23 protein-coding genes, 13 tRNA genes and 1 riboswitch are annotated in these 22256 nt (G+C 37.7%); of the genes, 30 read left to right on the forward strand and 6 right to left on the reverse strand.

All coding sequences use genetic code 11. The annotated features are described in order from the left end of the window. Positions 1–8 precede the first annotated feature (8 nt). The 14 genes from BM260_RS07695 to BM260_RS07760 all read left to right on the forward strand — a co-directional run bounded on the left by BM260_RS07695 (position 9) and on the right by BM260_RS07760 (position 2280). Positions 9–85, forward strand: a tRNA-Pro gene (locus tag BM260_RS07695). 12 nt (positions 86–97) lie between these two features. Further along, positions 98–173 (forward strand) — tRNA-Ala (locus tag BM260_RS07700). A 25-nt stretch (positions 174–198) separates the two neighbouring features. Further along, positions 199–272: transfer RNA gene (locus BM260_RS07705), tRNA-Met, on the forward strand. Positions 273–278: 6 nt separating this feature from the next. Next, positions 279–355 (forward strand) — tRNA-Ile (locus tag BM260_RS07710). 10 nt (positions 356–365) lie between these two features. Beyond that, positions 366–458: transfer RNA gene (locus tag BM260_RS07715), tRNA-Ser, on the forward strand. Positions 459–510: 52 nt separating this feature from the next. Next, positions 511–585 (forward strand) — tRNA-Met (locus BM260_RS07720). Positions 586–588: 3 nt separating this feature from the next. Further along, positions 589–664: transfer RNA gene (locus tag BM260_RS07725), tRNA-Asp, on the forward strand. Positions 665–738: 74 nt separating this feature from the next. After that, a tRNA-Phe gene (locus BM260_RS07730) sits at positions 739–814 on the forward strand. 6 nt (positions 815–820) lie between these two features. After that, positions 821–894: transfer RNA gene (locus BM260_RS07735), tRNA-Gly, on the forward strand. Between the two features lie 7 nt (positions 895–901). After that, positions 902–978: transfer RNA gene (locus BM260_RS07740), tRNA-Ile, on the forward strand. A gap of 4 nt (positions 979–982) precedes the next feature. Further along, positions 983–1057 (forward strand) — tRNA-Asn (locus tag BM260_RS07745). A gap of 5 nt (positions 1058–1062) precedes the next feature. Next, a tRNA-Ser gene (locus BM260_RS07750) sits at positions 1063–1153 on the forward strand. 6 nt (positions 1154–1159) lie between these two features. Then, positions 1160–1231: transfer RNA gene (locus tag BM260_RS07755), tRNA-Glu, on the forward strand. 209 nt (positions 1232–1440) lie between these two features. After that, complete coding sequence (locus BM260_RS07760) at positions 1441–2280, forward strand: hypothetical protein (RefSeq protein ID WP_093536771.1); 840 nt, start codon at positions 1441–1443, stop codon at positions 2278–2280. A 51-nt stretch (positions 2281–2331) separates the two neighbouring features. Here the strand turns inward: BM260_RS07760 and BM260_RS07765 are convergent, their stop codons facing one another. Next, the gene (locus tag BM260_RS07765) at positions 2332–3243 is read right to left on the reverse strand and encodes a 1,4-dihydroxy-2-naphthoate polyprenyltransferase (RefSeq protein ID WP_093536773.1); all 912 of its coding nucleotides are present in this window, start codon (positions 3241–3243) and stop codon (positions 2332–2334) included. Positions 3244–3395: 152 nt separating this feature from the next. On the opposite strand from BM260_RS07765, the gene BM260_RS07770 reads away from it, so the two are divergent. The 5 genes from BM260_RS07770 (at position 3396) to BM260_RS07790 (ending at position 10129) form a co-directional block, all read left to right on the forward strand. After that, entirely contained in the window at positions 3396–4757 is a 1362-nt protein-coding gene (locus BM260_RS07770) for an isochorismate synthase (protein ID WP_093536775.1), read from the forward strand. After that, on the forward strand, positions 4750–6459 hold the full coding sequence (menD, locus tag BM260_RS07775; RefSeq protein ID WP_093536777.1) for a 2-succinyl-5-enolpyruvyl-6-hydroxy-3-cyclohexene-1-carboxylic-acid synthase: 1710 nt from the start codon (positions 4750–4752) through the stop codon (positions 6457–6459). The genes BM260_RS07770 and menD overlap by 8 nt, the downstream gene beginning before the upstream one ends. Next, positions 6447–7274 (forward strand): 2-succinyl-6-hydroxy-2,4-cyclohexadiene-1-carboxylate synthase, encoded by an 828-nt coding sequence (gene menH / locus BM260_RS07780; protein WP_245762669.1) that lies wholly within the window; start codon positions 6447–6449, stop codon positions 7272–7274. The genes menD and menH overlap by 13 nt, the downstream gene beginning before the upstream one ends. Continuing rightward, complete coding sequence (menB, locus tag BM260_RS07785; RefSeq protein WP_093536780.1) at positions 7271–8089, forward strand: 1,4-dihydroxy-2-naphthoyl-CoA synthase; 819 nt, start codon at positions 7271–7273, stop codon at positions 8087–8089. Before menH ends, menB begins: the two co-directional genes overlap by 4 nt. A 621-nt stretch (positions 8090–8710) precedes the next feature. Next, a complete protein-coding gene (locus BM260_RS07790; RefSeq protein ID WP_093536781.1) occupies positions 8711–10129 on the forward strand; it encodes an o-succinylbenzoate--CoA ligase in 1419 nt (472 codons plus the stop codon). Between the two features lie 697 nt (positions 10130–10826). On the opposite strand, the gene BM260_RS07795 is transcribed toward BM260_RS07790, so the two are convergent. The 3 genes from BM260_RS07795 to BM260_RS18780 form a co-directional block, all read right to left on the reverse strand. Continuing rightward, a complete protein-coding gene (locus BM260_RS07795) occupies positions 10827–11822 on the reverse strand; it encodes a metal ABC transporter solute-binding protein, Zn/Mn family (RefSeq protein WP_093536782.1) in 996 nt (331 codons plus the stop codon). A gap of 100 nt (positions 11823–11922) precedes the next feature. Further along, positions 11923–12156, reverse strand: a complete 234-nt coding sequence (yidD, locus tag BM260_RS07800) for a membrane protein insertion efficiency factor YidD (RefSeq protein WP_093536783.1) — start codon at positions 12154–12156, stop codon at positions 11923–11925. Between the two features lie 3 nt (positions 12157–12159). Then, positions 12160–12282 carry a hypothetical protein gene (locus tag BM260_RS18780; RefSeq protein WP_281249746.1) on the reverse strand — a complete coding sequence of 41 codons (123 nt, stop codon included), beginning with the start codon at positions 12280–12282 and terminating at the stop codon, positions 12160–12162. Positions 12283–12384: 102 nt separating this feature from the next. Here BM260_RS18780 and BM260_RS07805 point away from each other — a divergent pair, with 102 nt between their 5' ends. From BM260_RS07805 to BM260_RS07830, 7 genes are all read left to right on the forward strand, one after another. Beyond that, a complete protein-coding gene (locus tag BM260_RS07805; protein ID WP_093536784.1) occupies positions 12385–12849 on the forward strand; it encodes a Dps family protein in 465 nt (154 codons plus the stop codon). A 58-nt stretch (positions 12850–12907) separates the two neighbouring features. Beyond that, positions 12908–13087 (forward strand): YjfB family protein, encoded by a 180-nt coding sequence (locus BM260_RS07810; protein ID WP_093536785.1) that lies wholly within the window; start codon positions 12908–12910, stop codon positions 13085–13087. Positions 13088–13312: 225 nt separating this feature from the next. Next, positions 13313–13648 (forward strand): hypothetical protein, encoded by a 336-nt coding sequence (locus tag BM260_RS07815; RefSeq protein WP_093536786.1) that lies wholly within the window; start codon positions 13313–13315, stop codon positions 13646–13648. After that, positions 13645–13803 (forward strand): hypothetical protein, encoded by a 159-nt coding sequence (locus BM260_RS18400; RefSeq protein ID WP_175496235.1) that lies wholly within the window; start codon positions 13645–13647, stop codon positions 13801–13803. Before BM260_RS07815 ends, BM260_RS18400 begins: the two co-directional genes overlap by 4 nt. Before the next feature lie 85 nt (positions 13804–13888). Continuing rightward, positions 13889–14362, forward strand: a complete 474-nt coding sequence (locus tag BM260_RS07820) for an NUDIX domain-containing protein (RefSeq protein ID WP_093536787.1) — start codon at positions 13889–13891, stop codon at positions 14360–14362. Then, positions 14340–15131, forward strand: coding sequence for an alpha/beta hydrolase family protein (locus tag BM260_RS07825; protein ID WP_093536788.1), 792 nt, complete (start codon positions 14340–14342; stop codon positions 15129–15131). The genes BM260_RS07820 and BM260_RS07825 overlap by 23 nt, the downstream gene beginning before the upstream one ends. Next, positions 15131–15580 carry a hypothetical protein gene (locus BM260_RS07830; RefSeq protein WP_245762670.1) on the forward strand — a complete coding sequence of 150 codons (450 nt, stop codon included), beginning with the start codon at positions 15131–15133 and terminating at the stop codon, positions 15578–15580. The genes BM260_RS07825 and BM260_RS07830 overlap by 1 nt, the downstream gene beginning before the upstream one ends. A gap of 132 nt (positions 15581–15712) precedes the next feature. Here the strand turns inward: BM260_RS07830 and pckA are convergent, their stop codons facing one another. After that, positions 15713–17299: a phosphoenolpyruvate carboxykinase (ATP) gene (pckA, locus tag BM260_RS07835; protein ID WP_093536789.1), complete on the reverse strand. Its 1587-nt coding sequence runs from the start codon at positions 17297–17299 to the stop codon at positions 15713–15715. A gap of 192 nt (positions 17300–17491) precedes the next feature. Beyond that, positions 17492–17608, forward strand: a riboswitch (SAM riboswitch). A 249-nt stretch (positions 17609–17857) separates the two neighbouring features. On the opposite strand from pckA, the gene metK reads away from it, so the two are divergent. Beyond that, complete coding sequence (gene metK / locus BM260_RS07840) at positions 17858–19054, forward strand: methionine adenosyltransferase (protein ID WP_093536790.1); 1197 nt, start codon at positions 17858–17860, stop codon at positions 19052–19054. A gap of 807 nt (positions 19055–19861) precedes the next feature. On the opposite strand, the gene BM260_RS07845 is transcribed toward metK, so the two are convergent. After that, positions 19862–20374 carry a gamma carbonic anhydrase gene (locus tag BM260_RS07845; protein WP_093536791.1) on the reverse strand — a complete coding sequence of 171 codons (513 nt, stop codon included), beginning with the start codon at positions 20372–20374 and terminating at the stop codon, positions 19862–19864. A 108-nt stretch (positions 20375–20482) separates the two neighbouring features. Between BM260_RS07845 and BM260_RS07850 the strand changes: the two genes are divergently transcribed. The 3 genes from BM260_RS07850 (at position 20483) to BM260_RS07860 (ending at position 22155) form a co-directional block, all read left to right on the forward strand. Continuing rightward, positions 20483–21274, forward strand: a complete 792-nt coding sequence (locus tag BM260_RS07850) for an alpha/beta hydrolase (protein ID WP_093536792.1) — start codon at positions 20483–20485, stop codon at positions 21272–21274. 126 nt (positions 21275–21400) lie between these two features. Beyond that, on the forward strand, positions 21401–21823 hold the full coding sequence (locus BM260_RS07855; protein WP_093536793.1) for an SRPBCC family protein: 423 nt from the start codon (positions 21401–21403) through the stop codon (positions 21821–21823). Continuing rightward, on the forward strand, positions 21823–22155 hold the full coding sequence (locus tag BM260_RS07860) for an ArsR/SmtB family transcription factor (protein WP_093536794.1): 333 nt from the start codon (positions 21823–21825) through the stop codon (positions 22153–22155). The genes BM260_RS07855 and BM260_RS07860 overlap by 1 nt, the downstream gene beginning before the upstream one ends. Positions 22156–22256: the final 101 nt, after the last annotated feature.

Below are 22256 nucleotides of genomic sequence, written 5' to 3' on the forward strand. Positions count from 1 at the left end.
CCATATAACGGGAAGTAGCTCAGCTTGGTAGAGCACTTGGTTTGGGACCAAGGGGTCGCAGGTTCGAATCCTGTCTTCCCGACCAGTTATTATTTATGGGGCCTTAGCTCAGCTGGGAGAGCGCCTGCCTTGCACGCAGGAGGTCAGCGGTTCGATCCCGCTAGGCTCCACCATTTATAAAATTAGTTTGAAAATCATGGCGGTGTAGCTCAGTTGGCTAGAGCACTCGGTTCATACCCGAAAGGTCGTGGGTTCGACTCCCTCTGCCGCCATCTTAAGGACCTTTAGCTCAGTTGGTTAGAGCAGACGGCTCATAACCGTCCGGTCGCAGGTTCGAGTCCTGCAAGGTCCACCAACAATGTCTTGGAGGAATACCCAAGTTCGGCTGAAGGGATCGGTCTTGAAAACCGACAGGCGGGTCATACCGCGCGGGGGTTCGAATCCCTCTTCCTCCTCCATTTTTATCTTATTGTTTGTGGAAGTAATAATAATCCTTAAGTATTTTATTGTCGCGGGGTGGAGCAGTGGTAGCTCGTCGGGCTCATAACCCGAAGGTCGCAGGTTCAAATCCTGTCCCCGCAACCAAATGGTCCCGTGGTGTAGCGGTTAACATGCCTGCCTGTCACGCAGGAGATCGCCGGTTCGATCCCGGTCGGGACCGCCATTTATTTAATAATATTAATACATATCAATTGTAAATATAGCCTAAACAATTAGCTTTTATTTTAAGATTGAAGAGGCTCAGTAGCTCAGTCGGTAGAGCAAAGGACTGAAAATCCTTGTGTCGGCGGTTCGATTCCGTCCTGAGCCACCATTTAATGCGGGTGTAGTTTAGTGGTAAAACCTCAGCCTTCCAAGCTGATGATGAGAGTTCGATTCTCTTCACCCGCTCCAAAATAATGGGCCTATAGCTCAGCTGGTTAGAGCGCACGCCTGATAAGCGTGAGGTCGATGGTTCGAGTCCATTTAGGCCCACCATTATTCCGAAGTAGCTCAGTGGTAGAGCAATCGACTGTTAATCGATTGGTCGTAGGTTCGAGTCCTACCTTCGGAGCCATATATGGGGAAGTACTCAAGTGGCTGAAGAGGCGCCCCTGCTAAGGGTGTAGATCGGGCAACCGGTGCGAGGGTTCAAATCCCTCCTTCTCCGCCATATATAGGCCCCTTGGTCAAGCGGTTAAGACACCGCCCTTTCACGGCGGTAACACGGGTTCGAATCCCGTAGGGGTCATACTCAAAAAAAGGTAACCAATCATTGGTTACCTTTTTTTATGTTTAACTTTTATTTTATTCCTTTCCCTTTTTCTATGCATGGAAAGGTCAGTCAATAGAATGTATACAACATAATGACCATTGATACCGCATGAATAATGAACCTAAGGTTATATTTATAGTGGTATTAAAATATGATATAATTTCCAATGAAGGGAGAGGTTATAGTTGTTTCAAAAATTTAGTAAAGTTATGCTCATACTTGTACTAGCGGTAGGCTTCACAAGCTTAGGTAACATGCAAGCAGACGCAGCTACAAACAAAGTTATGTGGGGAAAAACAGAGTTAAAACAAGGGCAAATAGGTAAAGTAACAATTCTTGCAGACACGAATTTAGTTAAAGTTGGCTCCAATGGATCACTTAATAAAGTACGCACACTAAAAAAAGGTGATGAATATAGAGTCTATACGTATAAGGGAACAAATGGTGGCTTATATGGAGTAGGGGCAAGTAGTTTCGTACAAAAAGGTTCTAAAGTGAAATATGAAACTCCATCTAAAAGTAAGCTAGCTTTGCTTAATAAAGAAGTAATTGGTGGGCTAACTCCAAAAGCAGGGATGAAGCTTGTTTATTCTCCTAGCTTTACTGAAAATACACAAAATGAATTTACTGTTAGTGATTCCTATAATTCTGAATACGATATGACGGAAGCTTTTTTAATGAAGAAAGGTAATTCCCTAAATAGTTTTACATATATTGAACATAAAGATCGTTTAATATTTGGGGTAGGTCATACAGATTGGGCCATACTTGATATTGCTTTTCCATTGATTGAAGGAAAAACAACGAAAGAATATTATTTAACAGAGGACAACAGTCAAGCTTTTTATAATGTAAATGTGGAAAGTACTACTAGTACGGTTAAAGTAAAAGCCGGAACATTCCAAAACGTGGTAGTTGTTCGCACAAACTATGGCTACACGTTCTATATCGCACCTGGAATCGGAATTATCAAGCTTGTCGATAAAAAAGGTGTACTTAAAGCAGAGTTATTATCCTATAAATAAGAAAAAAACCAGAGTGCTAGCTTTTTACTAGCATTCTGGTTTTTTAAAATATTATAAATAATAGCCAATCAATAGACCTAAGCCTAAAAGGAATACAAAAATCGTATTCGTAAGAGCGGTGTCTTTCATAGCAGGCGCAACTTTAACTGGATTTTCTGTTTGTTTAAATAATTTTATCGCATGTATAGGTTTTTTCAAACTCAATAAAACTAATAAACTCCATGGAGTGATTATTTGCAAAACTACTAAACCTATAATCCATAGGTAAGACAAAACAAAATAGGAAGCTAGAATTGTAATTGCTGTTTTCCGACCAACTAATATAGCCATCGTTTTTCGTCCGCCTATTGTGTCTTCTACTAAATCGCGAATATTATTAGATAGCATGATTGCTGCTACTAGCAGAGCACTTGGTACAGATAACAATACAGCGAATAAAGGCACTGAACCTACTTGAATATAAACTGCAATTAAAACAATAAGCATCCCCATAAATAACCCACTGAAAAGCTCACCAAAGGGAGTACTAGAAATAGGGTAAGGTCCCCCAGTATAGAAATATCCCACTGCCATAGAAATTGCACCGACTATTAATAATAGCCAAGAGCTTTCATAACAAATATAGATACCTAATATAGCAGCTATTACATATAGCAATAGAGCTAGTTGCATTACCGTTTTGGGTTTTACACCATTCCTAACAATTGCCCCACCAATACCGACCGATTCCTCGCTATCGAGACCTCGTACAAAATCATAATACTCATTAAACATATTTGTAGCAGCTTGTATCAGTAGACAAGCTAATAACATAGCAATAAACAATAGCCAATCAATATTTGCCTCGTATAGGGCAATCATTGTACCAAGAAAAACTGGTGCAAATGAGGCAGTTAGGGTATGTGGTCTTGTCAGTTTCCACCATACGCGCCAGCCCTTGTCAGCTTGAAATTCGTGTGACATATTTTTTCTCTCCTTTAAAAGAATCCAATATCAATTTTAACATAAATTTATAGCTAAATGTGTGCTGAAATGTGTAGAAAGATGTATGATTAAAGGTAGAGTAAATTAGTTAACCTAGATAAAAGAGTAGTTACTAAACGGAGGTCATATTTATGCCGAAAACCACCGGTACCATTAATACAAAATACCGTTTTTATACGGAAACAATAGAAGTATCGAGATTGTCTGCACAAGCTTTTTTTGAAGCAGGGGATGAATTATATAAAGGGAAACGTTATTTTTGGCAAAACAAAGAGAAGACATTGACCTTAGTAGGATTGGGACATGCTCATACTATTACAAATAACTTAGAAGATAATAGATATAAGGATATTGATACAAAATGGAAGGAACTTTGCCAGTCATCATTAAAGGAAAAAGCGGATGTATCTCCTATCCTATTTGGCGGGTTTGCTTTCGATCCAAAAAACAAGATTTCTTCGGAATGGGATACATTTCCTTCTGCATTCTTTGTCGTGTCTACGTTTCAGCTAGTTATCCAACATGATCAGGCATTCGTGAACATTCACTATATTACGGACGAAGCAAAGAGTACGGAAACGTTTGAACTGTTACGTATAGAAAGAGATACGTTAATACACACTGCTCAAGTAAAAGAGTTAAGGGTACATGAAAAACCGTCCTTGATCAAACGGGAAGACCGCTTGAAGAACGAGTATTTACATGCTGTAGAGGATGTAACGAAGAGAATTCGAAAAGATGAAGTCCAAAAAGTAGTTATAGCTAGATCACTTAAACTGACATTTGCTGATACTTTCTCACCAGCAACAGCAATATATAATGCTTCCATGGAGCAACCTGAAAGTTATCTATTTGGATTAGAAAATGGAGAGAAAATCTTTTTTGGTGCAACACCAGAGCGACTTGTTAAAGTAGAAAATGACAAAGCCCAATCTGCTGGACTTGCCGGTTCTACGAGAAGAGGAAAGCATTCTCTTGAGGATAAGGAGCTTGGAGAGGCATTATTATCAGATCCCAAAAATTTAGGTGAGCATAAATATGTAGTGGAAATGATTAAAAAAGTATTCATGCAATATTGTGAAGACGTCAAAGTACCCACTAGACCAAAGCTTATGAAAATTAGAGATATTCAGCATTTATATTCTCCGATTGAAGGAAGTCTGAAAAAGAATTCATCGCTTTTTGAGCTAGTACAGGCTTTACATCCTACTCCAGCACTAGGTGGGGAGCCACGCCAGGATGCGATTAAGATTATTCGCGAATCGGAACAGATGAATCGTGGGTATTATGCTGCTCCAATTGGCTGGATAAACGCTGAAGGAGACGGGGAGTTCGCTGTTGGAATACGTTCTGCTTTAGTAGAAAATGAACACGCCTATTTATATGCAGGTGGCGGAATCGTTGCCGAATCATCCTCCATAGAGGAATTTGAAGAAACACGAGTGAAGTTCCGTCCAATGCTTCGAACACTTGGAGGAAATATGAATGACTAACATCGAGTATTTAACATCTTATGTAAATCACTTTGTAGAAACTATTAGACAGGCAGGTGTTCAGGACATAGTGATGTGTCCTGGTTCAAGGTCAACTCCTCTGGCATATGCATTTGCCAAAAGTGAGGGTTTTCAATTTTATAGACAAATAGATGAACGTTCCGCCGGTTACTTTGCTCTTGGCATTGCAAAAGCTAAGAAAACTCCAGTTGTGCTTTTATGTACTTCTGGAACCGCTGCTGCAAACTTTTTTCCGGCTATTGTAGAAGCGTATTATGCTCGTGTACCGCTATTAGTTGTTACAGCTGATCGTCCACATGAACTTAGAGAAGTGGGAGCACCTCAAACAATAGACCAGGTTCATCTATATGGAAAGCATGTTAAATGGGCAGTAGACTTTCCTCTACCAGAATCAGAAGCAAATTTAGCGTTTGTAGAGCGTCATATTCAGCGTGCAGTGTCTACTTCCAAAACTGCTCCTATGGGACCTGTTCATATTAACGTACCATTCCGTGAGCCGTTATTACTTGATATGGAACAGCCATTACCAACAATGAACATACTTGTACCCGAGATTGGAAAGTTAGCACCAAGTGAAGAATTTTTAGTGTGGTATAAAGATTTGCTTCAAAATGAAGTAAGAGGCATATTTATCGTAGGAGATTCTCTTCAAACTACTGATGGTTTTTGGAAATTTGCAAAAATGGTACAATGGCCAGTTCTAGTTGATCCGTTATCGAATTTACGCACTTCTATACCTGCGGATTGCATGGATTTATGTATTGATCAATACGATGCCATTCTGAAAAACAAGTCCTTTCAAGAGATGGCTGTTCCAAATGTCGTAATTCGTTTTGGAGCACAACCAGTTTCTAAACCACTTATGCTTTATTTAAAAGAGTGTAAGCCTATGGTATTTATGGTTGTCGACGAAAGTCCACTTTTCCGTGATTCACTTCATATTGCTACGCATCATGTGCAAGTGGATGCTGAATCACTATGGCTAAAAACAGATACAAAGTCTTCTTCTACATACACGGATTGCTGGACTCAAGCAAATAATATAGCGACTGCTCATGTGAACAGCTATATGGAACATGAAACAGATGAAGGTGCATTAGCAGGTTTGTTGTTTGAAGCACTACCAGATAAGTCATATTTATTTGCTAGTAGTAGTATGCCAATACGAGACCTTGATACCTTTTTCAATAAAACCACAAAGGATATTCAACTCTACGCAAACAGAGGAACGAATGGAATAGACGGGGTAGTTTCTTCCGCATTTGGAGTTCAAACAGCACTAAATCGTCCTGGTTATTTATTGATTGGAGATTTAGCGTTTTTACATGATCTGAATGGTTTGATAGTTAGTCGGTTCCACCATTCTGACATGACGATTATTGTTATGAATAATGACGGCGGAGGAATTTTCTCTTATCTCCCTCAATCTACAGAAACCAATTATTTTGAGCATTTATTTGGTACTCCGACAGGTTTAGAGTTTTCCAATATAGCCACTATGTATAATGCTCAGTACAATGCAGTTCACTCGAAGGAAGATTTTAAAGAAGCTTTAGCCGAGGAAAAGACGAAGGATATTCGTATTATCGAAGTATTCACGAATAGACAAGTAAATACAGAGACACATCGAAAATTATGGGCTGCGATTTCGAAGGAGCTGGATTCGGTTTGGAAAGTATAACAGTAAATATCCGAGGAATTGATATTCATATCGACAGATATAATAAGGGTGCAAATGAAAAAATTATTTTTTTGCATGGATTTACGGGGTCTACACATAGTTGGGATGAAGTAATTTCACATCTACCCAGTACATTTGATCTCCTTGCAATTGATCTTATAGGACATGGGGGGACTTCTAAACCTATGGATTCAGGTCGTTATTCAGCAGAGGAGCAGATAAAAGATTTGCATGCATTATTTCAACAGCTTCAGTGGAGTAATTTTACGCTTGTTGGTTATTCAATGGGTGGTAGGTTAGCTCTAGCCTATGCAAGTCAGTACACTGTAAAAAGACTAATTCTAGAAAGTAGTTCTCCCGGACTTATAGAAATAGAAGAACGCACCAATAGAAAACAATCCGATGAGCAGCTTGCTAATCGAATATTGGAAGAAGGGCTTGTATCTTTTGTAGATTTTTGGGAAAGAATACCTTTGTTTCAATCCCAAAGAAAGTTATCCTTGGAGAAACAGCAGCTTATACGACAAGAGCGACTAGCAGGGACTGAAATTGGGTTGGCAAATAGTTTACGTGGATTTGGCACTGGAGTGCAACCTTCTTATTGGGAAAAGCTTGATGACCTTTTTACACCTACATTTTTAATAACAGGCGAGTTAGATGAAAAATTTAGTAATCTTGCAAAAAAGATGAAAAACTACTTTCCAAACGCGGCCCATACAGAAGTTAGGAATGTAGGCCATGCAATTCATGTGGAAAATCCTGAATTGTTTGCTACAATAGTAAAGGATATTATTTTAAAGGAGGATGTAAGATGACTCGTGAATGGACAACATTACATACATATGAAGATATTAAGTATGAGTTTTTTAACGGAATTGCTAAAGTAACTATTAACCGTCCTGAGGTGCGTAATGCATTTCGCCCTAAAACAGTAATGGAAATGATTGACGCATTTTCTCGTGCTCGTGACGATAAAAATGTAGGTGTCATTATTTTAACTGGTGAAGGTGAGCATGCATTCTGTTCAGGTGGAGACCAAAAAGTACGTGGACATGGTGGATACGTTGGAGAAGACGAGATTCCGCGCTTAAACGTACTAGACTTACAACGCCTAATCCGTGTAATACCTAAACCGGTTGTCGCAATGGTAGCTGGTTATGCAATTGGTGGCGGACATGTTCTACATGTTGTTTGTGATTTAACAATTGCAGCGGACAATGCTAGATTTGGACAAACTGGTCCTAAGGTTGGATCATTTGATGCTGGTTATGGTTCTGGCTATTTGGCACGTATTATTGGACATAAAAAAGCGCGTGAAATTTGGTATTTATGTCGTCAATACGATGCACAGCAAGCTCTTGATATGGGCTTAGTCAATACAGTAGTTCCATATGAACAGTTAGAGGATGAAACTGTTCAGTGGTGTTCAGAAATGCTAGAAATGAGTCCAACAGCACTTCGCTTCTTAAAAGCTGCGATGAATGCAGATACGGATGGTTTAGCAGGGCTTCAACAATTAGCAGGTGACGCAACACTGCTTTACTATACAACGGATGAAGCCAAAGAAGGCCGAGATGCATTTAAAGAAAAACGCAAACCAGATTTCGGGCAATTCCCACGTTTCCCGTGATTAGTGAATGACGAGTGTAAAAAAGCTATCCTTTATGGGATAGCTTTTTTACTAGATAAGCAAGTATATAAAAATACAGCATAAACAATGGTTTTACAGAACTATTAAGAAAGAGTAATACTACTGATTTCCGTTATATGTGGACGCTTTCCGCGGGCGAGGTCGAGCCTCCTTAGTCAGGCGCTCCGCTTCTTCCCTGCGGGGTCTCAACTTTCTCGCTTATCCCGGCTAGATTTCACTAAAATCAATTAAGTGAGTAGTACTCCACGATAATATTGACCATAGTCTTTCGCTTAGATGATAAGAGTTGTCCAAGTGAAGAGATGGATAAAATCGTCCGCTTGCTAAGGAATACTATTTTATTAGGAAAGATGAAAATGGATTTTCTTTGATTGAAGCGCAGAGCGGCGACTCCAGTGGGAATAGCACGAGCTGAAGATCTTGGACTGAGTGAAAGCGAGGGAAGCGGCTGAAGCCGTGCCCACGGAAAGCGTCCGCTCGGAGCGGAAATCAACACATATCTAAGTTTTGTTTTTAAAGTATCGGGCTTCTTTTTGTCTGGTTTTTTTACATAGAATATCGAGGTATATTAATTATATAGTTTAAAGAAAGGAGTTTAACATGTTTCCTAATTTACTATTAAAACGTGCCTATTTGACTCCGGAACGCACTGCTTTACGGTTTGGGGAAGAGGCATGGACATTTCAACAGCTTTATAACGAAGCCAATGAATTTGCAGAGAAATTACACGCTAAAGGAATTCAGCCCGGTATGAGGATTGCTATTTTATCAAGCTCCAATGCAGAGCTAGTAATTGCCATACATGGTTGTCTTCAACTTGGTTGTGAATTAGTTATGTTAAACGAACGTTTAAGTGAAGTAGAGCTAAACTATCAGCTTCATGATAGTAAGCCAAATATTTTACTTGTAGATAACTATGAAAGAGAAATAAATTATAACCAAAGATTTTCTTTTCATGATATTCATAACAACAAAAGAAAAGTATATGCTATGGAAAGAGATTGGCCAAAAAGTCGTACTATTTCTATTATGTATACTTCTGGAACTACGGGAAGCCCTAAAGGAGTACGTCAATCATTAGAAAATCATGCTATGAACGCAACTGGTTCCGCACTACATCTAGGTATTCATCCCGATGATTGCTGGCTATGTGTAGTACCCTTGTTTCATATAAGTGGATTTTCTATTCTAATGCGTTCTGTATTATATGGAATGACTGTTAGCCTTCATACTAAATTTGATCCGGAAAAAGTAGTTGATGAAATATTAGAGGGTGCTGCCACAAGAATGTCATTAGTAGCGGTGATGCTTCAACGCATCGTATCCGTTTTAGAAAATAGAAATCAGTATTTCCCTGATTCGTTTCAATCGATTTTAGTTGGTGGCGGTCCTGTTCCTTTGTCTTATTTAGAGAGGGCAATCGAACGGAATATACCAGTATTACAAACGTATGGCATGACAGAAACAGCTTCTCAGACCACTACCTTATCAAGTGAGGATGCTATCCGTAAGCTTGGATCTTCTGGGAAACCTCTTTTCTTTGCAGATGTTCGGATAGATGGGGAAGAAAAAATGGGAGAAATATGTATTAAAGGGCCACATGTGACGAAAGGATATATTGGAGCAGCCGAGTCTAAGAAACCATTATTGAATGGTTGGTTACATACTGGAGATATAGGTTATTTAGATGAGGAAGGTTATTTGTTTGTTGTAGATCGTCGCTCAGATCTAATCATTTCCGGCGGGGAGAATATTTATCCTGCCGAGTTAGAGCAAGCATTAGTTAAACACCCAGCAGTTGTTGAAGCAGGAGTTACAGGTCGACAAGATGATAAATGGGGACAAATTCCAATAGCTTTTGTTGTAGTAAAAGAATTAGTTTCTATTGAAGAGTTAGCGGCTTTCATGAAGACACAGATTGCCTCTTATAAATTGCCAAAAGAATATTACTTTATAGAAGAATTACCTCGTAACGGGGCAAATAAGTTAGTGAGAAGAGAGTTATTAAATTTGATATGAATAGCTTTAAAAGATAAGAAAGTATAAAGAATGGATTGTATCATTTTGTTGGGATATCAATGAATAAATAATGCTACTGATTTCCGTTTCTGGTGGACGCTTTCCGCGGGCGAGGCCGAGCCTCCTCGGTCGCTACGCTCCTTGCGGGGTCACGACTTTCTCGCTTATCCCGCTGGAGGTGCCAGCTTTCACTACAATCTATTTAATGTGTGGTACTTAATAATAGGATATTAACTATTCTGTCAGAAGGACGAAGAAAATAAATTACCTTTTATACTAGTAGAAATAATAGAAGTAGTAAGTGTTTGCCCTATAAAGAAGTGAAATAGCTCACAAAATTGTATCATCGGCCCCGCACGATGCGGGTCAGGCAGTCGTTGCGACACGATGTCGCGTACTTAGACTGTCATCATCTTTGCTCTATCAATAGGAAATTATCTTATCTCTAATTATCCAGCCTGTTTCTGAGAGTTGAAGGAAGGCGACCGACAGACAAATGCCATAAGATTACCCAAAAAAGGGATGCTGGTTGTTTGTGACGTTCGTCACAAACAACCAGCATCCCTAAAAAGTTAATTCGGTAATCATTATAGTAATATCTGTCCATAGTCCTTTGAAAACGATAGGGGCAGGTTTGAACGTAAAGAGTTAGCCGTCTTTGCCCGATTTTTCTAATGAATTTTGAAGCTTTACAATTTTATTTCAAAACCGTTCTTAATGTCTCGAGGTTTTTGTTCATCAATGTAAAATAAGTTTCTTTGTTCTGGATATCTTCTTTCGATAGCACACCTAAATTATGCAAAACCAAGCTTTCTGCACCAATTTCTTTTTGAATCACTTCAGTCAATTTAGAAGATACATTTTGCTCAAATAAAATATATTCAATATTTTTTTCTTCTGCCAAATCGATTAATTTAGTCAGTTCTTTTTGAGAAGGTTCATCTTGTGAATTTAGTCCAGCTACTGCCAGTTGTTCTAACCCGTATGTGTTAGCAATATAACCAAATGCTGAGTGAGAAACAAAAAATGTTTTGTTAGGTGCATTATGCGCCATTTCTTCAAAGTCTGCATCTAGTTGTTGAAGTTCACTAACTAATTCATCATAATTTTTTTCAAAAGTCTCTTGTTGCTCAGGTGAGATCTCCACTAAAGAGTCTTTAATAGAAAGCGCAAGACTTTGACTGATTTTAGGTGACATCCAAACATGTGGATCAATATCCCCGTGATCATGTCCCTCATGGCTGTGATCTTCTGATGATTCACTTTCGTGTTCATGATCGTGAGAATCCGTTGAAGTCGCTTCTTCCTCTTCGTGAGCGGCTTCCTCTAATTGTTCGTCTGAAATTGCATCCACAGTGGCTATCATATTAACTTCTTCATCTGCCAATGTCTTTTTAGCATTCTCTACAAAACCCTCTAAGCCAAGTCCTATGTAAAAAAACAAATCAGCATCTGCAAGTGCCATCATATCTTTTTGTGTTGGCTCAAAAGTATGTTCATTTGCGCCAGCAGGGTAGATAGAAGAGACATGTACAGATTCTCCACCGATATGTTCAGCAAAGTATTGTAATGGGTATACGGTTGTATATATTTGAACTTTCTCATCCGTATTTTGAGCTTTCTCTTCACTTTTTCCACAAGCTGCAAGGAATAATACAAGACAAAGACTACTCCATATTAAAATTCGTTTCAATAAATTCACTCCCTAAATAGTAATGATTACGTTTTGAAAAATGATAACTTCATTAGATTACAGGACTTTCGGAAAAAATGCAAGAAAAAATAGCCTTTGTTTATTTTTTCTTCAAAGGCCATTCATCAGGAACGGGATCAATGCCACCTTCATGAAAAGGATGGCACTTCGATATTCTCTTTACAGTTAAAATACTCCCTTTAATTGCTCCGTGTTTTTGAAGTGCTTCAACTCCATAATGAGAGCAGGTTGGATAAAAGCGACAACTAGGTGGAGACAGTGGGGAAATAAACTTTTGATAAAAACGAAAAATAGATATTATAATATGCTTCATGTATTAATCAGCATCCTTTGGTTGAGGATCAATTTTCGAAGGTTTCTCATTCATAGCTAATTTGTACAAAAAGGTAAAGCCGAAAATACTTAATATTATTGCTGCACCTAATATCCAAAATACCATTTTTATTCACTCCAATTAAACTTATCGTTATGTTTATTGTATGAGAGTTAGAGGTATATTAAAAGAGAAAGCAACTATTATTAAAGGGAGAGTGACAATTTTATGTCAGCAGCATTAAACAAAGAACTAAACAAACAAGTAGCAACATGGTCAGTTATGTACACTAAATTACATAATTTTCATTGGTATGTAAAGGGTCCGTCATTTTTTACTTTACATGCTAAATTTGAAGAATTATATAACGAAGCTACACTTAATATGGATGAAATTGCTGAACGTTTATTAACACTTGGTGGTAAACCTACAGCAACTTTAAAAGAACATTTGGAGCTTTCAGAAGTTAAAGAAGCTTCGAGTAAAGAGTCGGCTGACGATATGGTACAAACGGTTGTAGATGATTTTGATAAAATTATGAAATCTCTTAAAAAAGGGATGGAAGAAGCAGCCAAAGATGAAGATGATATGACAGAAGATGTATTAAATGCAATTTACCAAAAAACTGAAAAACATCAGTGGATGTTAAATGCATTTTTAGGAGATACTAACGCTAACACTGCTAAAAAATAATATACATTTAATAATAATTTGAATTTACCGATATAAAGCTTGTTAGGGAGGGATTTCTTTGGATATAAACTCCATAATGTCATCTAACTTACTACAATTGCAACAGACCGTGCAAATGAGTGTTTTACGAAATGCTATGAACATGGAAACTGTAGCAGCAATAGGAATGTTGGAAGGCATGTCTCAATCAGCTGCAACACATCCTCATAAAGGAACCGTTGTAGATATTCAAGCTTAATAAGAAAAGCGAAAGCGCCTTTGTTAGCCTCGAAAAGCTTTGGAGGAATGACAGTAAAGGCGTTTTTTGCCTTTATCTGACATTCTGAAACGACTCGAGGGGCTAGGCGCTGTAGCCTAGACAGATGATGATTAAAAAGTATATCCTCAAGCTTAAAAAACATGTGCCCTAGTGGTGCATGTTTTTTTGCTTTTTGCACAAACTTCTATAAAAGGATGTGTGAAAATGACCTTATACAAAGTGTATATCTCCGTTAAAAGTCAGCAAGTATATGCTTATCCTGAAGAATCTCAGTGGGAATACGAAGTAACAGCTACCAGAAATGAAATAAAAGTATTTGAAAAACTTTTCTATCAGCTGAAGTCAGTGCAAAGCAGAAACTTTCTACGGGCTCATGAACCACAATTGGTAAAGCCATATCATGTGGATGGGGAAAATGACCAATATGATAGAAGGCTCAAGAAAGTGTATGCATGGATTCATGAATTCTCTTCAGATGACTCTAAACGATTTATCGAACAGCTACCTTATTTTCAAAGAAGAAAGGAGATTCAATTATGAGTAAAAATTTAAATAGAAAAGGTAATGAAAATCCAGTAACTTATCGAAATGTTAGTTCCTTACTCAACCTATCCCCTCAAGACAAATCCAAGCAGAATATTGCACAAAATAGAGAAGAAGGAAATGAAGATTATAAAATGGGACCCCAAAAATAATAGTTACTTTTAGACTTAGCTCTCCATGGGCTAAGTTTTTTATATACATATGCTAAAATTGAAAGAAAACAAAGGGAGTCAGGATATGATTTCTTTCCAAGATTTAAATGGTTATGATGTATTGTTATCTTTTGAGCAAGGTAGCTTTGCAATCCCATCTGAACATGTACTAGTCGTAGCAAAATATAAAGGCAAATGGTTGGTGACGAAGCATCCTAAAAGGGGTTTAGAGTTTCCAGGTGGTAAGTTAGAGCAGGGAGAGACTTTAGTTGAAGCAGCAATTAGAGAAACAAAAGAAGAAACAAATGTGGATATAGTGGAGTTAGCATGGCTTGCAGAATATATGGTAATAGATAATATCCCTTTTTGTAAAACTGTTTATGTAGCGGAAGTTGGGTATATTAATAAAGAGAAGACAAACTTTGAAACAGAAGGAGCCTTTTGGTTATCTTCAGAAGAACTTACACAAAGTAATTATTTGAGCTTCCATATGAAAGATGATGGAATGAAAGCCATTTTAAAGAAGGTGAAAGAAATTGAAAGCAAATGGAACGATTGAAAAAGTTCGAGTTTATCCATCGCCCAATCCTCATATTGTATTAAGAGAAATTACATATTGGTCCTGTGGACTACGTGTCAAAGGGATGCTAGCGTCACCAAAAGAAGTAGGAGACTATGAAGGTATTTTATATTGTCGTGGTGGTATGCAAAGTATTGGTATGGTTCGACCCGCCCGAATCGCACAAATTGCTTCTGAAGGTTTTATCGTATTTGCGCCATATTATCGTGGCAATCGTGGTGGTGAAGGAAAAGATGAATTCGCTGGAGAAGATCGTTGGGATGCTATCTACGGAGTAGATATACTTAAGCAATATTGCCTTGCAGAACGGATTCACCTATTTGCATTTTCTCGTGGTGGAATCATGGCATTATGGATTGCTATTCTACGTAATGATATTACCTCTTTAGTTACGTGGGCGGGTGTGTCCGATATATATCTAACATATGAAGAAAGATTAGATATGAGAAAGATGATGAAACGAGTCATTGGTGGTACTCCTAGCAAATATCCAGTGGGATACGAAGAGCGAGATGTATTACCTCTTATAAAGGAAATGAAGACATCCACGCTTATAATTCACGGTGAACAAGATAAAAATGTCTCTTTTGAGCATGCAAAGGTTTTAGAGCATGCATTAGTAGGGAATAGTATACCAGTTGAAACCTGGTACTATCCAGAATTCACACATTTTTTTCCGAGCAAAATAAATAGACGTGTAGTAAAAGATGCATGTCATTGGATGAAAAATCAGAGAGGGGTTTTATAGTGGGTAATGTTGTAGTAACAACTGAGGCAATGAGTGTAGAGGGGAAATCTTCGTTTCCCATAGATACGAGTTTTTGGGAGGATTTGTGGGATCAATATACAAACGAGTTCCAAGAAGTAGTGATCCATTGTTGGTTGGAAGAACTAGAAGTGTTAGAAGAGTTAAACTCTCGAGCTGTTTCCGTTCAGACAGAAGGATTGATGAAAGTGATTACTATTAATCTAACGGATGAAAATAGACTCTATTTTAGAAATTATTCTGTTGATCCAAAAGGTGGTTTAAAGTGGTATACAATGTTCTTTCAAGAAGATGGGGTTGAACAGATGGAAATAGGTCATTATGGTTCTGAAATTATTCTATATAAAGTTAATGAAGAGGAAGCCGAAAAGTTTGTAGAAATATTTCCTAAAATAACGGATAGTGAATATCATGAGACTAATGGTGACTAGAATAATGCTAATTTGACTTAACCATCCTTTGCAATAAAATATACTTATTATTCTTTTTAGCAAATAAAAGCACAAATATAAAAAAAGAGTCCAAATTCATTCGAATTTGGACTCTTTTTGATGTTTACTCTATTAAGCTAATGGTCCGCCTTTAACAGAAATATCTTCAGAAACTGTACCAAACTTTTTAAAGTTATCACGGAACGACTGAGCTAAATCAGCAGCTTTTTGGTCATATGCTGCTTTGTCTGCCCATGCATTACGAGGGATAAGGACTTCAGAAGGTACGCCTTCTACTACTTTAGGAATAGCTAATCCGAATACTGTATCTGTTTCAGTATCAGTATTGTTTAGTTTGCCATCAATAGCAGCACGAACCATTGTACGTGTGTATGAAAGCTTCATACGGTTACCAACACCGTATTCTCCGCCAGTCCAACCAGTGTTTACTAAGAATACTTGTGCACCGTGCTCGTCAATCTTCTTGCCTAGCATTTCTGCATACACTGTTGCATGTAATGGTAGGAAGGGCGAACCGAAGCAAGTCGAGAATACCGGTTGTGGCGATGTAACTCCACGTTCAGTACCAGCAAGTTTAGAAGTAAAGCCACTTAAGAAATGGTACATTGCTTGTTCTTTCGTTAGTTTACTAATCGGAGGCAATACGCCAAAAGCGTCCGCAGTTAAGAAAATAATTGTATTTGGGTGACCTGCTACTGAAGGGTCTACAATATTATCGATATATTGAATTGGGTATGCAGCACGTGTATTTTCGGTTAATGAGTTATCTGCATAGTTAGCTACGCGAGTTTCTGCATCTACTACTACGTTTTCTAGGACCGTGCCGAATGAGATCGCGTCCCAAATTTGTGGTTCGTTTTCACGAGTTAGGTCGATACATTTTGCGTAACAGCCACCTTCGATATTGAACACACCGTTATCCGACCAACCGTGCTCATCGTCTCCGATTAATTTGCGACCAGCATCTGCTGAAAGGGTAGTTTTCCCTGTTCCTGATAATCCGAAGAATAATGTAACGTCTCCATCATCCCCAACGTTTGCAGAGCAGTGCATTGGTAAAATGTCCTGTTCTGGTAGTAAGTAGTTCATAATAGAGAAAATAGATTTCTTCATCTCGCCAGCATACTCAGTTCCACCGATTAGCACTGTGCGTTTTTCCATAGATACGATGATAAAAGTCTCTGAGTGAGTACCGTCTACCGCTGGATCTGCTTTAAAGTTAGGAGCAGATAGAATAGTGAAATCAGTCGTATGAGTAGCAAGTTCTTCTTGTGTTGGTCGTATGAATAGCTGATGAGCGAAAAGGTTATGCCAAGCGTATTCGTTAATAATTTGAATACCTAAACGTGATTCTTTGTCTGCTCCTGCATATCCTTTAAACTCAAATATTTCATCTTGTTTGTTTAAGAAGTTAATCATTTTTTTATATAATGCTTCGAAAATGTCAGAAGAAATTGGTTGGTTTACTGAGCCCCAATCGATTTTGTCTTTAGAAATAGCTTCATCTACTATATACTTATCTTGGGGAGAACGGCCAGTATATTTTCCTGTTTCAGCTTTAACTGCACCAGTAGAAGTTAGTACTGCTTCTCCTCTTGTTGTAGCTTTTTCCACAAGTTGTGGCACTGACAATTGGCTGCTAACGTTATTTCCTGCTAACAATGCTTTCAGTTCACTCACTGTTTCGATTGAATTCATTTTGAATATACCATCCTTTTTTTATATTTCCTCTTCAAAAGAGGAAGTTTTCTAGATATGTGAATTAGTATAACACATTAGGTTCATTAGTCTATACTATTCACTTTTAATTTTTTCTTTTGTGTATAAAATACAAACAAAAATAGTTGACATCTTATACATACTTACGTATGATGATAAATTGAACGGATACTCTTATCCCGAGCTGGTGGAGGGGTCAGGCCCTATGAAACCCGGCAACCTGTAGTATTTTCATTATTACAAAGGTGCCAAACCTGAGACAAGGTGAAATTCCTTGATTGATAAGAGTGAAAGGTGCTTATGATACTAATACCTTTCCTCATGTATATTTACGTGAGTGAGAGGTTTTTTTATTGAACATCGCCCTTTATCCTTGTGTGCCAAGTCCGAAACGGCTTCAAGTTAACTTCAATGCATTTAACTTACATGTACTATTATGTGAAGAAAATGCATGAAACATTTTGAATGGCTTGACATGGGAATGAGTACCGTATCAATTCTTGAGAGAAATCTCGCGGGATATAGGAGGAACAATCTATGACACAACGTCGATTATTTACGTCAGAATCAGTGACAGAGGGACATCCAGATAAAATTTGTGATCAAATCTCTGATGCAATTCTAGATGCAATTCTAGCAGAAGACCCAAATGCTCGTGTAGCTTGTGAAACGAGTGTAACAACAGGGTTAGTATTAGTTGCTGGAGAAATTACTACATCTACTTATGTAGATATTCCTAAAGTAGTTCGTTCTACTATTAAAGAAATTGGTTATACACGTGCGAAGTATGGTTTTGACTCAGAAACTTCTGCTGTGCTAACTTCTATTGATGAACAATCACCTGACATTGCGCAGGGTGTAGATCAAGCGTTAGAAGCAAGAGAAGGATCTATGAGCGATTCTGATATAGATGCAATTGGAGCAGGAGACCAAGGCTTAATGTTTGGTTATGCTTGTAATGAAACTCCAGAGCTTATGCCGTTACCAATTAGTTTAGCGCATAAACTAGCTCATCGATTGGCACAAGTCCGTAAAGATGAAACTTTAGATTATCTTCGTCCAGATGGGAAAACACAAGTAACTGTAGAGTATGATGAGAACAATAATCCGGTTCATATCGATACAATAGTTATATCTACTCAACACCATCCGGAAATTACGTTAGAACAAATTCAAAAAGATATTAAAGAAGTAGTGATCAATCCGATTGTTCCTACAAATTTAATAGATGAAAATACAAAATACTTTATCAATCCAACTGGACGCTTTGTAATTGGTGGACCACAAGGAGATGCTGGTTTAACAGGACGTAAAATTATCGTAGATACTTACGGTGGATACGCTCGTCATGGTGGGGGAGCATTCTCTGGTAAAGATCCAACAAAAGTAGACCGTTCTGCTGCATACGCTGCACGCTATGTTGCTAAAAATATTGTTGCCGCTGGTCTTGCTGATCGTTGTGAAGTACAACTTGCTTATGCAATTGGTGTAGCTAAACCTGTTTCCATTGCTGTAGAAACTTTTGGTACTGGAAAAGTAGAAGAAGTGAAATTAGTTTCATATATTCGTGAACTATTCGACCTTCGTCCAGCAGGAATTATTAAAATGCTAGATCTACGCCGTCCAATATACAAACAAACTGCTGCTTATGGTCACTTTGGTCGTACAGACATTGATGTGCCATGGGAAAAAACAGATAAAGCTGCACAATTAAAACAAATGGCTGGATTATAATAGTATGAACAAAAAAGGCTAGGTACATGCCCAGTTCATTAAGTTCAAAACCCGTTTCTATCGTTTTTGAATGGCTTTGAACAGATGTTTTGCTATATTATTACCGATTGAATTTTTAGGTGTGCTGGTTGGTTGTGACGGAAGTCACAACCAACCAGCACACCTTTTTTCGGTAATCTTATGGCGTTTGTGTGTCCGTCGCCCTTCTATAACTCTAAGAAACAGGTTAGTGCATTTTTGGCTAACTAGAGATAAAATTCTTTCCTACTGAAAAGAGAAAGCTCACGAAGATGCAATTTCGTTCGCTATTTCGCTTCTTTATTTAGTAAAAACTCGCTATTTTCATTTATTTCCACTGTTACAAAATCTACTATCTTCATCCTTCATGACAGGATAGAATCCTTCATTCAACAGACTGTTTTATCACTATATTAACTTTGTACTACTCTTATCATTTAAGCAATAGGCTGTGTTGTTTCTTGTTGAGTAACTACTTGCTTAATCGATTGGAGTGCAAGGTGGCGACTCGGGTGGGATGAGTGAGACAGATGAGATATCACAACGACGCGTAGCGGCGGTGATAGCTCATCGCTCACCCCACCGAACGCGTCCACCTGAAACGCAAATCAGTAGTACTATTCATTCTTTCACCCAAAAACACAGTGTCCACAGTAAAATTTTATATACGCTTATCTTTCAAAAAAGGCTTTCCTATAAGGGAAAGCCTTTTTTCATGGGGAATATAATAAGAATCGATCAATGATAGTTATTAATCGATCAATCAAGACAAATAATCACTAACTAATGTTATTTTTGAAGGGATTTATAGTATTGTCCTTTTTCTACATATTCTCGGATAATTCTTTGGACATCGGCCTTATCTTCATCGTTTAGCTCACGAACGACTTTTGCGGGGCTTCCTAGTGCCAAAGAATTGGGAGGTATCTTCTTGCCAGGAGGTACTAGACTACCTGCTCCGATGAATGCACCTTCTCCAATTTCAGCTCCATCTAGAATAATGGATCCCATCCCTATTAATGCACCTTTACGTATTGTGCAACTATGTAAAGTGACTTGATGTCCAATAGTTACTTCGTCTTCTATGATGAGTGGATTATTTGGACTTTGATGCAGACAACTTAAATCTTGTATACTAACTTTACTTCCAATAATAGTAGGAGCAACATCCCCTCTAATTACCGTATTAAACCAAATTGTAGTCTCTGGACCGATTGTCACATCACCTGTTATTGTGACATAATCAGCTATAAAAGCAGAGTCGTCTATAATTGGTGTTTTCCCTTTATATGGATAAATCATTTAACATACGCTCCTTTTGAAAATAGATTATAATTAATGGTAACAGACATACAGTTTGAATGAAAATAAATACCGTGGAAATGCAAGGAAGAAAAGAGGTTTGTTTATATGTGGAAATGGGAAACAGAAGGAAAGCCTAAAGCCGTAATAGTTATTGTTCATAGTGCATATGAACATCATAGAAGATATGCTTGGTTAATCGAAAAGTTGAGAAGCTCCAACTATCATATCGTTATGGGTGACTTGCCCGGTCATGGAGAATTAAAAAAATCAAAAAATATTCATGACGAATCCTTCGAACTATATAAGAACTACATTAAACAAGCGATGCAAGTGGCGGTTACATACGACCTACCTATATTTTTAATGGGGCATGGCCTTGGAGCAACCTTACTTATTAAAGTTTTACGAAAACTAGATATTGAATATGCGGGAGTAATATTGACATCTCCATGGCTCCAACTTCAAAAACTCCCATCCAAATGGACAAATACACTAGCCAAGTTGTCCATACCGCAGAAAATCAATCATGATATTCAATTAAATGAGTTAACGAGAAATTATGAGGTAATTCAACAATTTGTATCTGATCCTACTTATAGTACCTTTATTTCAACAGAATGGTACAAGGAGCTTCAAACACTCCTAAAAACAGTAAATCAATCGGAAATCTCTATTCCAAATAAACCAATTCTCGTTATGACTGGTGAACGAGATAAGATTACCGAGACAAATGCTGTAGCAAGATGGTTGAAGAGGCAGGAACTTTCTGAATATCAATATAAAGAATGGAAAAATTGTTTTCACGACCTCTATCACGAACCAGAGCGAGAAGAAATCTTTACTTACTCTCAGTCATTTATTAATAATGTGTTAACGGATATAGGCTATATTGTTTAAAACTAAAACTCTCTTCTACTAAATTGTAGAGGGGAGTTTTTGTGCGAATTGACATAACACCTTTTGGTTCTATATAATATGACACCTAAGGGTTTCACATTTATGTAGTAAAGGAGAAATTTAAAAGTGAAAAATAATTTACCTGATATAACGCAAACAGTTTTAGTAGAAGCACCAATTCAAAAAGTATGGAACTATGTCTCCACTGCGGAAGGAATTTCAGCTTGGTTTATGTCCAATGATTTTCAAGCTCAAGTTGGATTTGAATTTACTATCCAATCACCATTTGGGCCATCCCCTTGTAAGGTAGTTGAAATAGACGAACCACATAAACTTTCTTTTCAATGGGATACAGATGGTTGGATTATAACTTTTCTTTTGAAAGAAATTGGTTCTCAAACTGAATTCACATTGATTCATGGTGGATGGAAGGAAGCAGACTCTATTGTACCGAAAGCTAAAAAGTCGAATGCTGATGTTCGTGATATAATGGCGCAAGGTTGGAATGGAATTGTACAAAATAAATTTAAACAAGTAGTTGAATCTTAATGAGTGAATCGCTCAAAAAAGTAGATGTTTTTCAAGCTATTGCTGATCCAACGAGGAGAGACGTCCTTCGACTATTAGCAAGTAAAGAGAGATCCATTGCTGAAATTACTTCTAATTATGATATGAGCAGAACAGCAATTGTTAAACATCTAAAAGTTCTAACGGAAGCCGGTCTAGTCACAGGTCAAAAGTTAGGCAGAGAAAAAGTGTATCATTTAAAGCTGGAGCCATTGACGGAAGTGAAGCAGTGGTTGGACTACTATGAACAATTCTGGCATAACAAACTTTCTAAATTAAAGTTCTTAGTTGAAAATGAAAACGAAGATAAATAAAAGAAAAAACAACCCCGTCAATTATAATGACGGGGTTTCATTGTATATAAGCAACTAACTTTTTTGTGCTCTTTCTGATAATTTAATTAAAACACTTGAAA

This window comes from Psychrobacillus psychrotolerans (assembly GCF_900115805.1).
Classification (GTDB): Bacteria; Bacillota; Bacilli; order Bacillales_A; family Planococcaceae; genus Psychrobacillus; species Psychrobacillus psychrotolerans.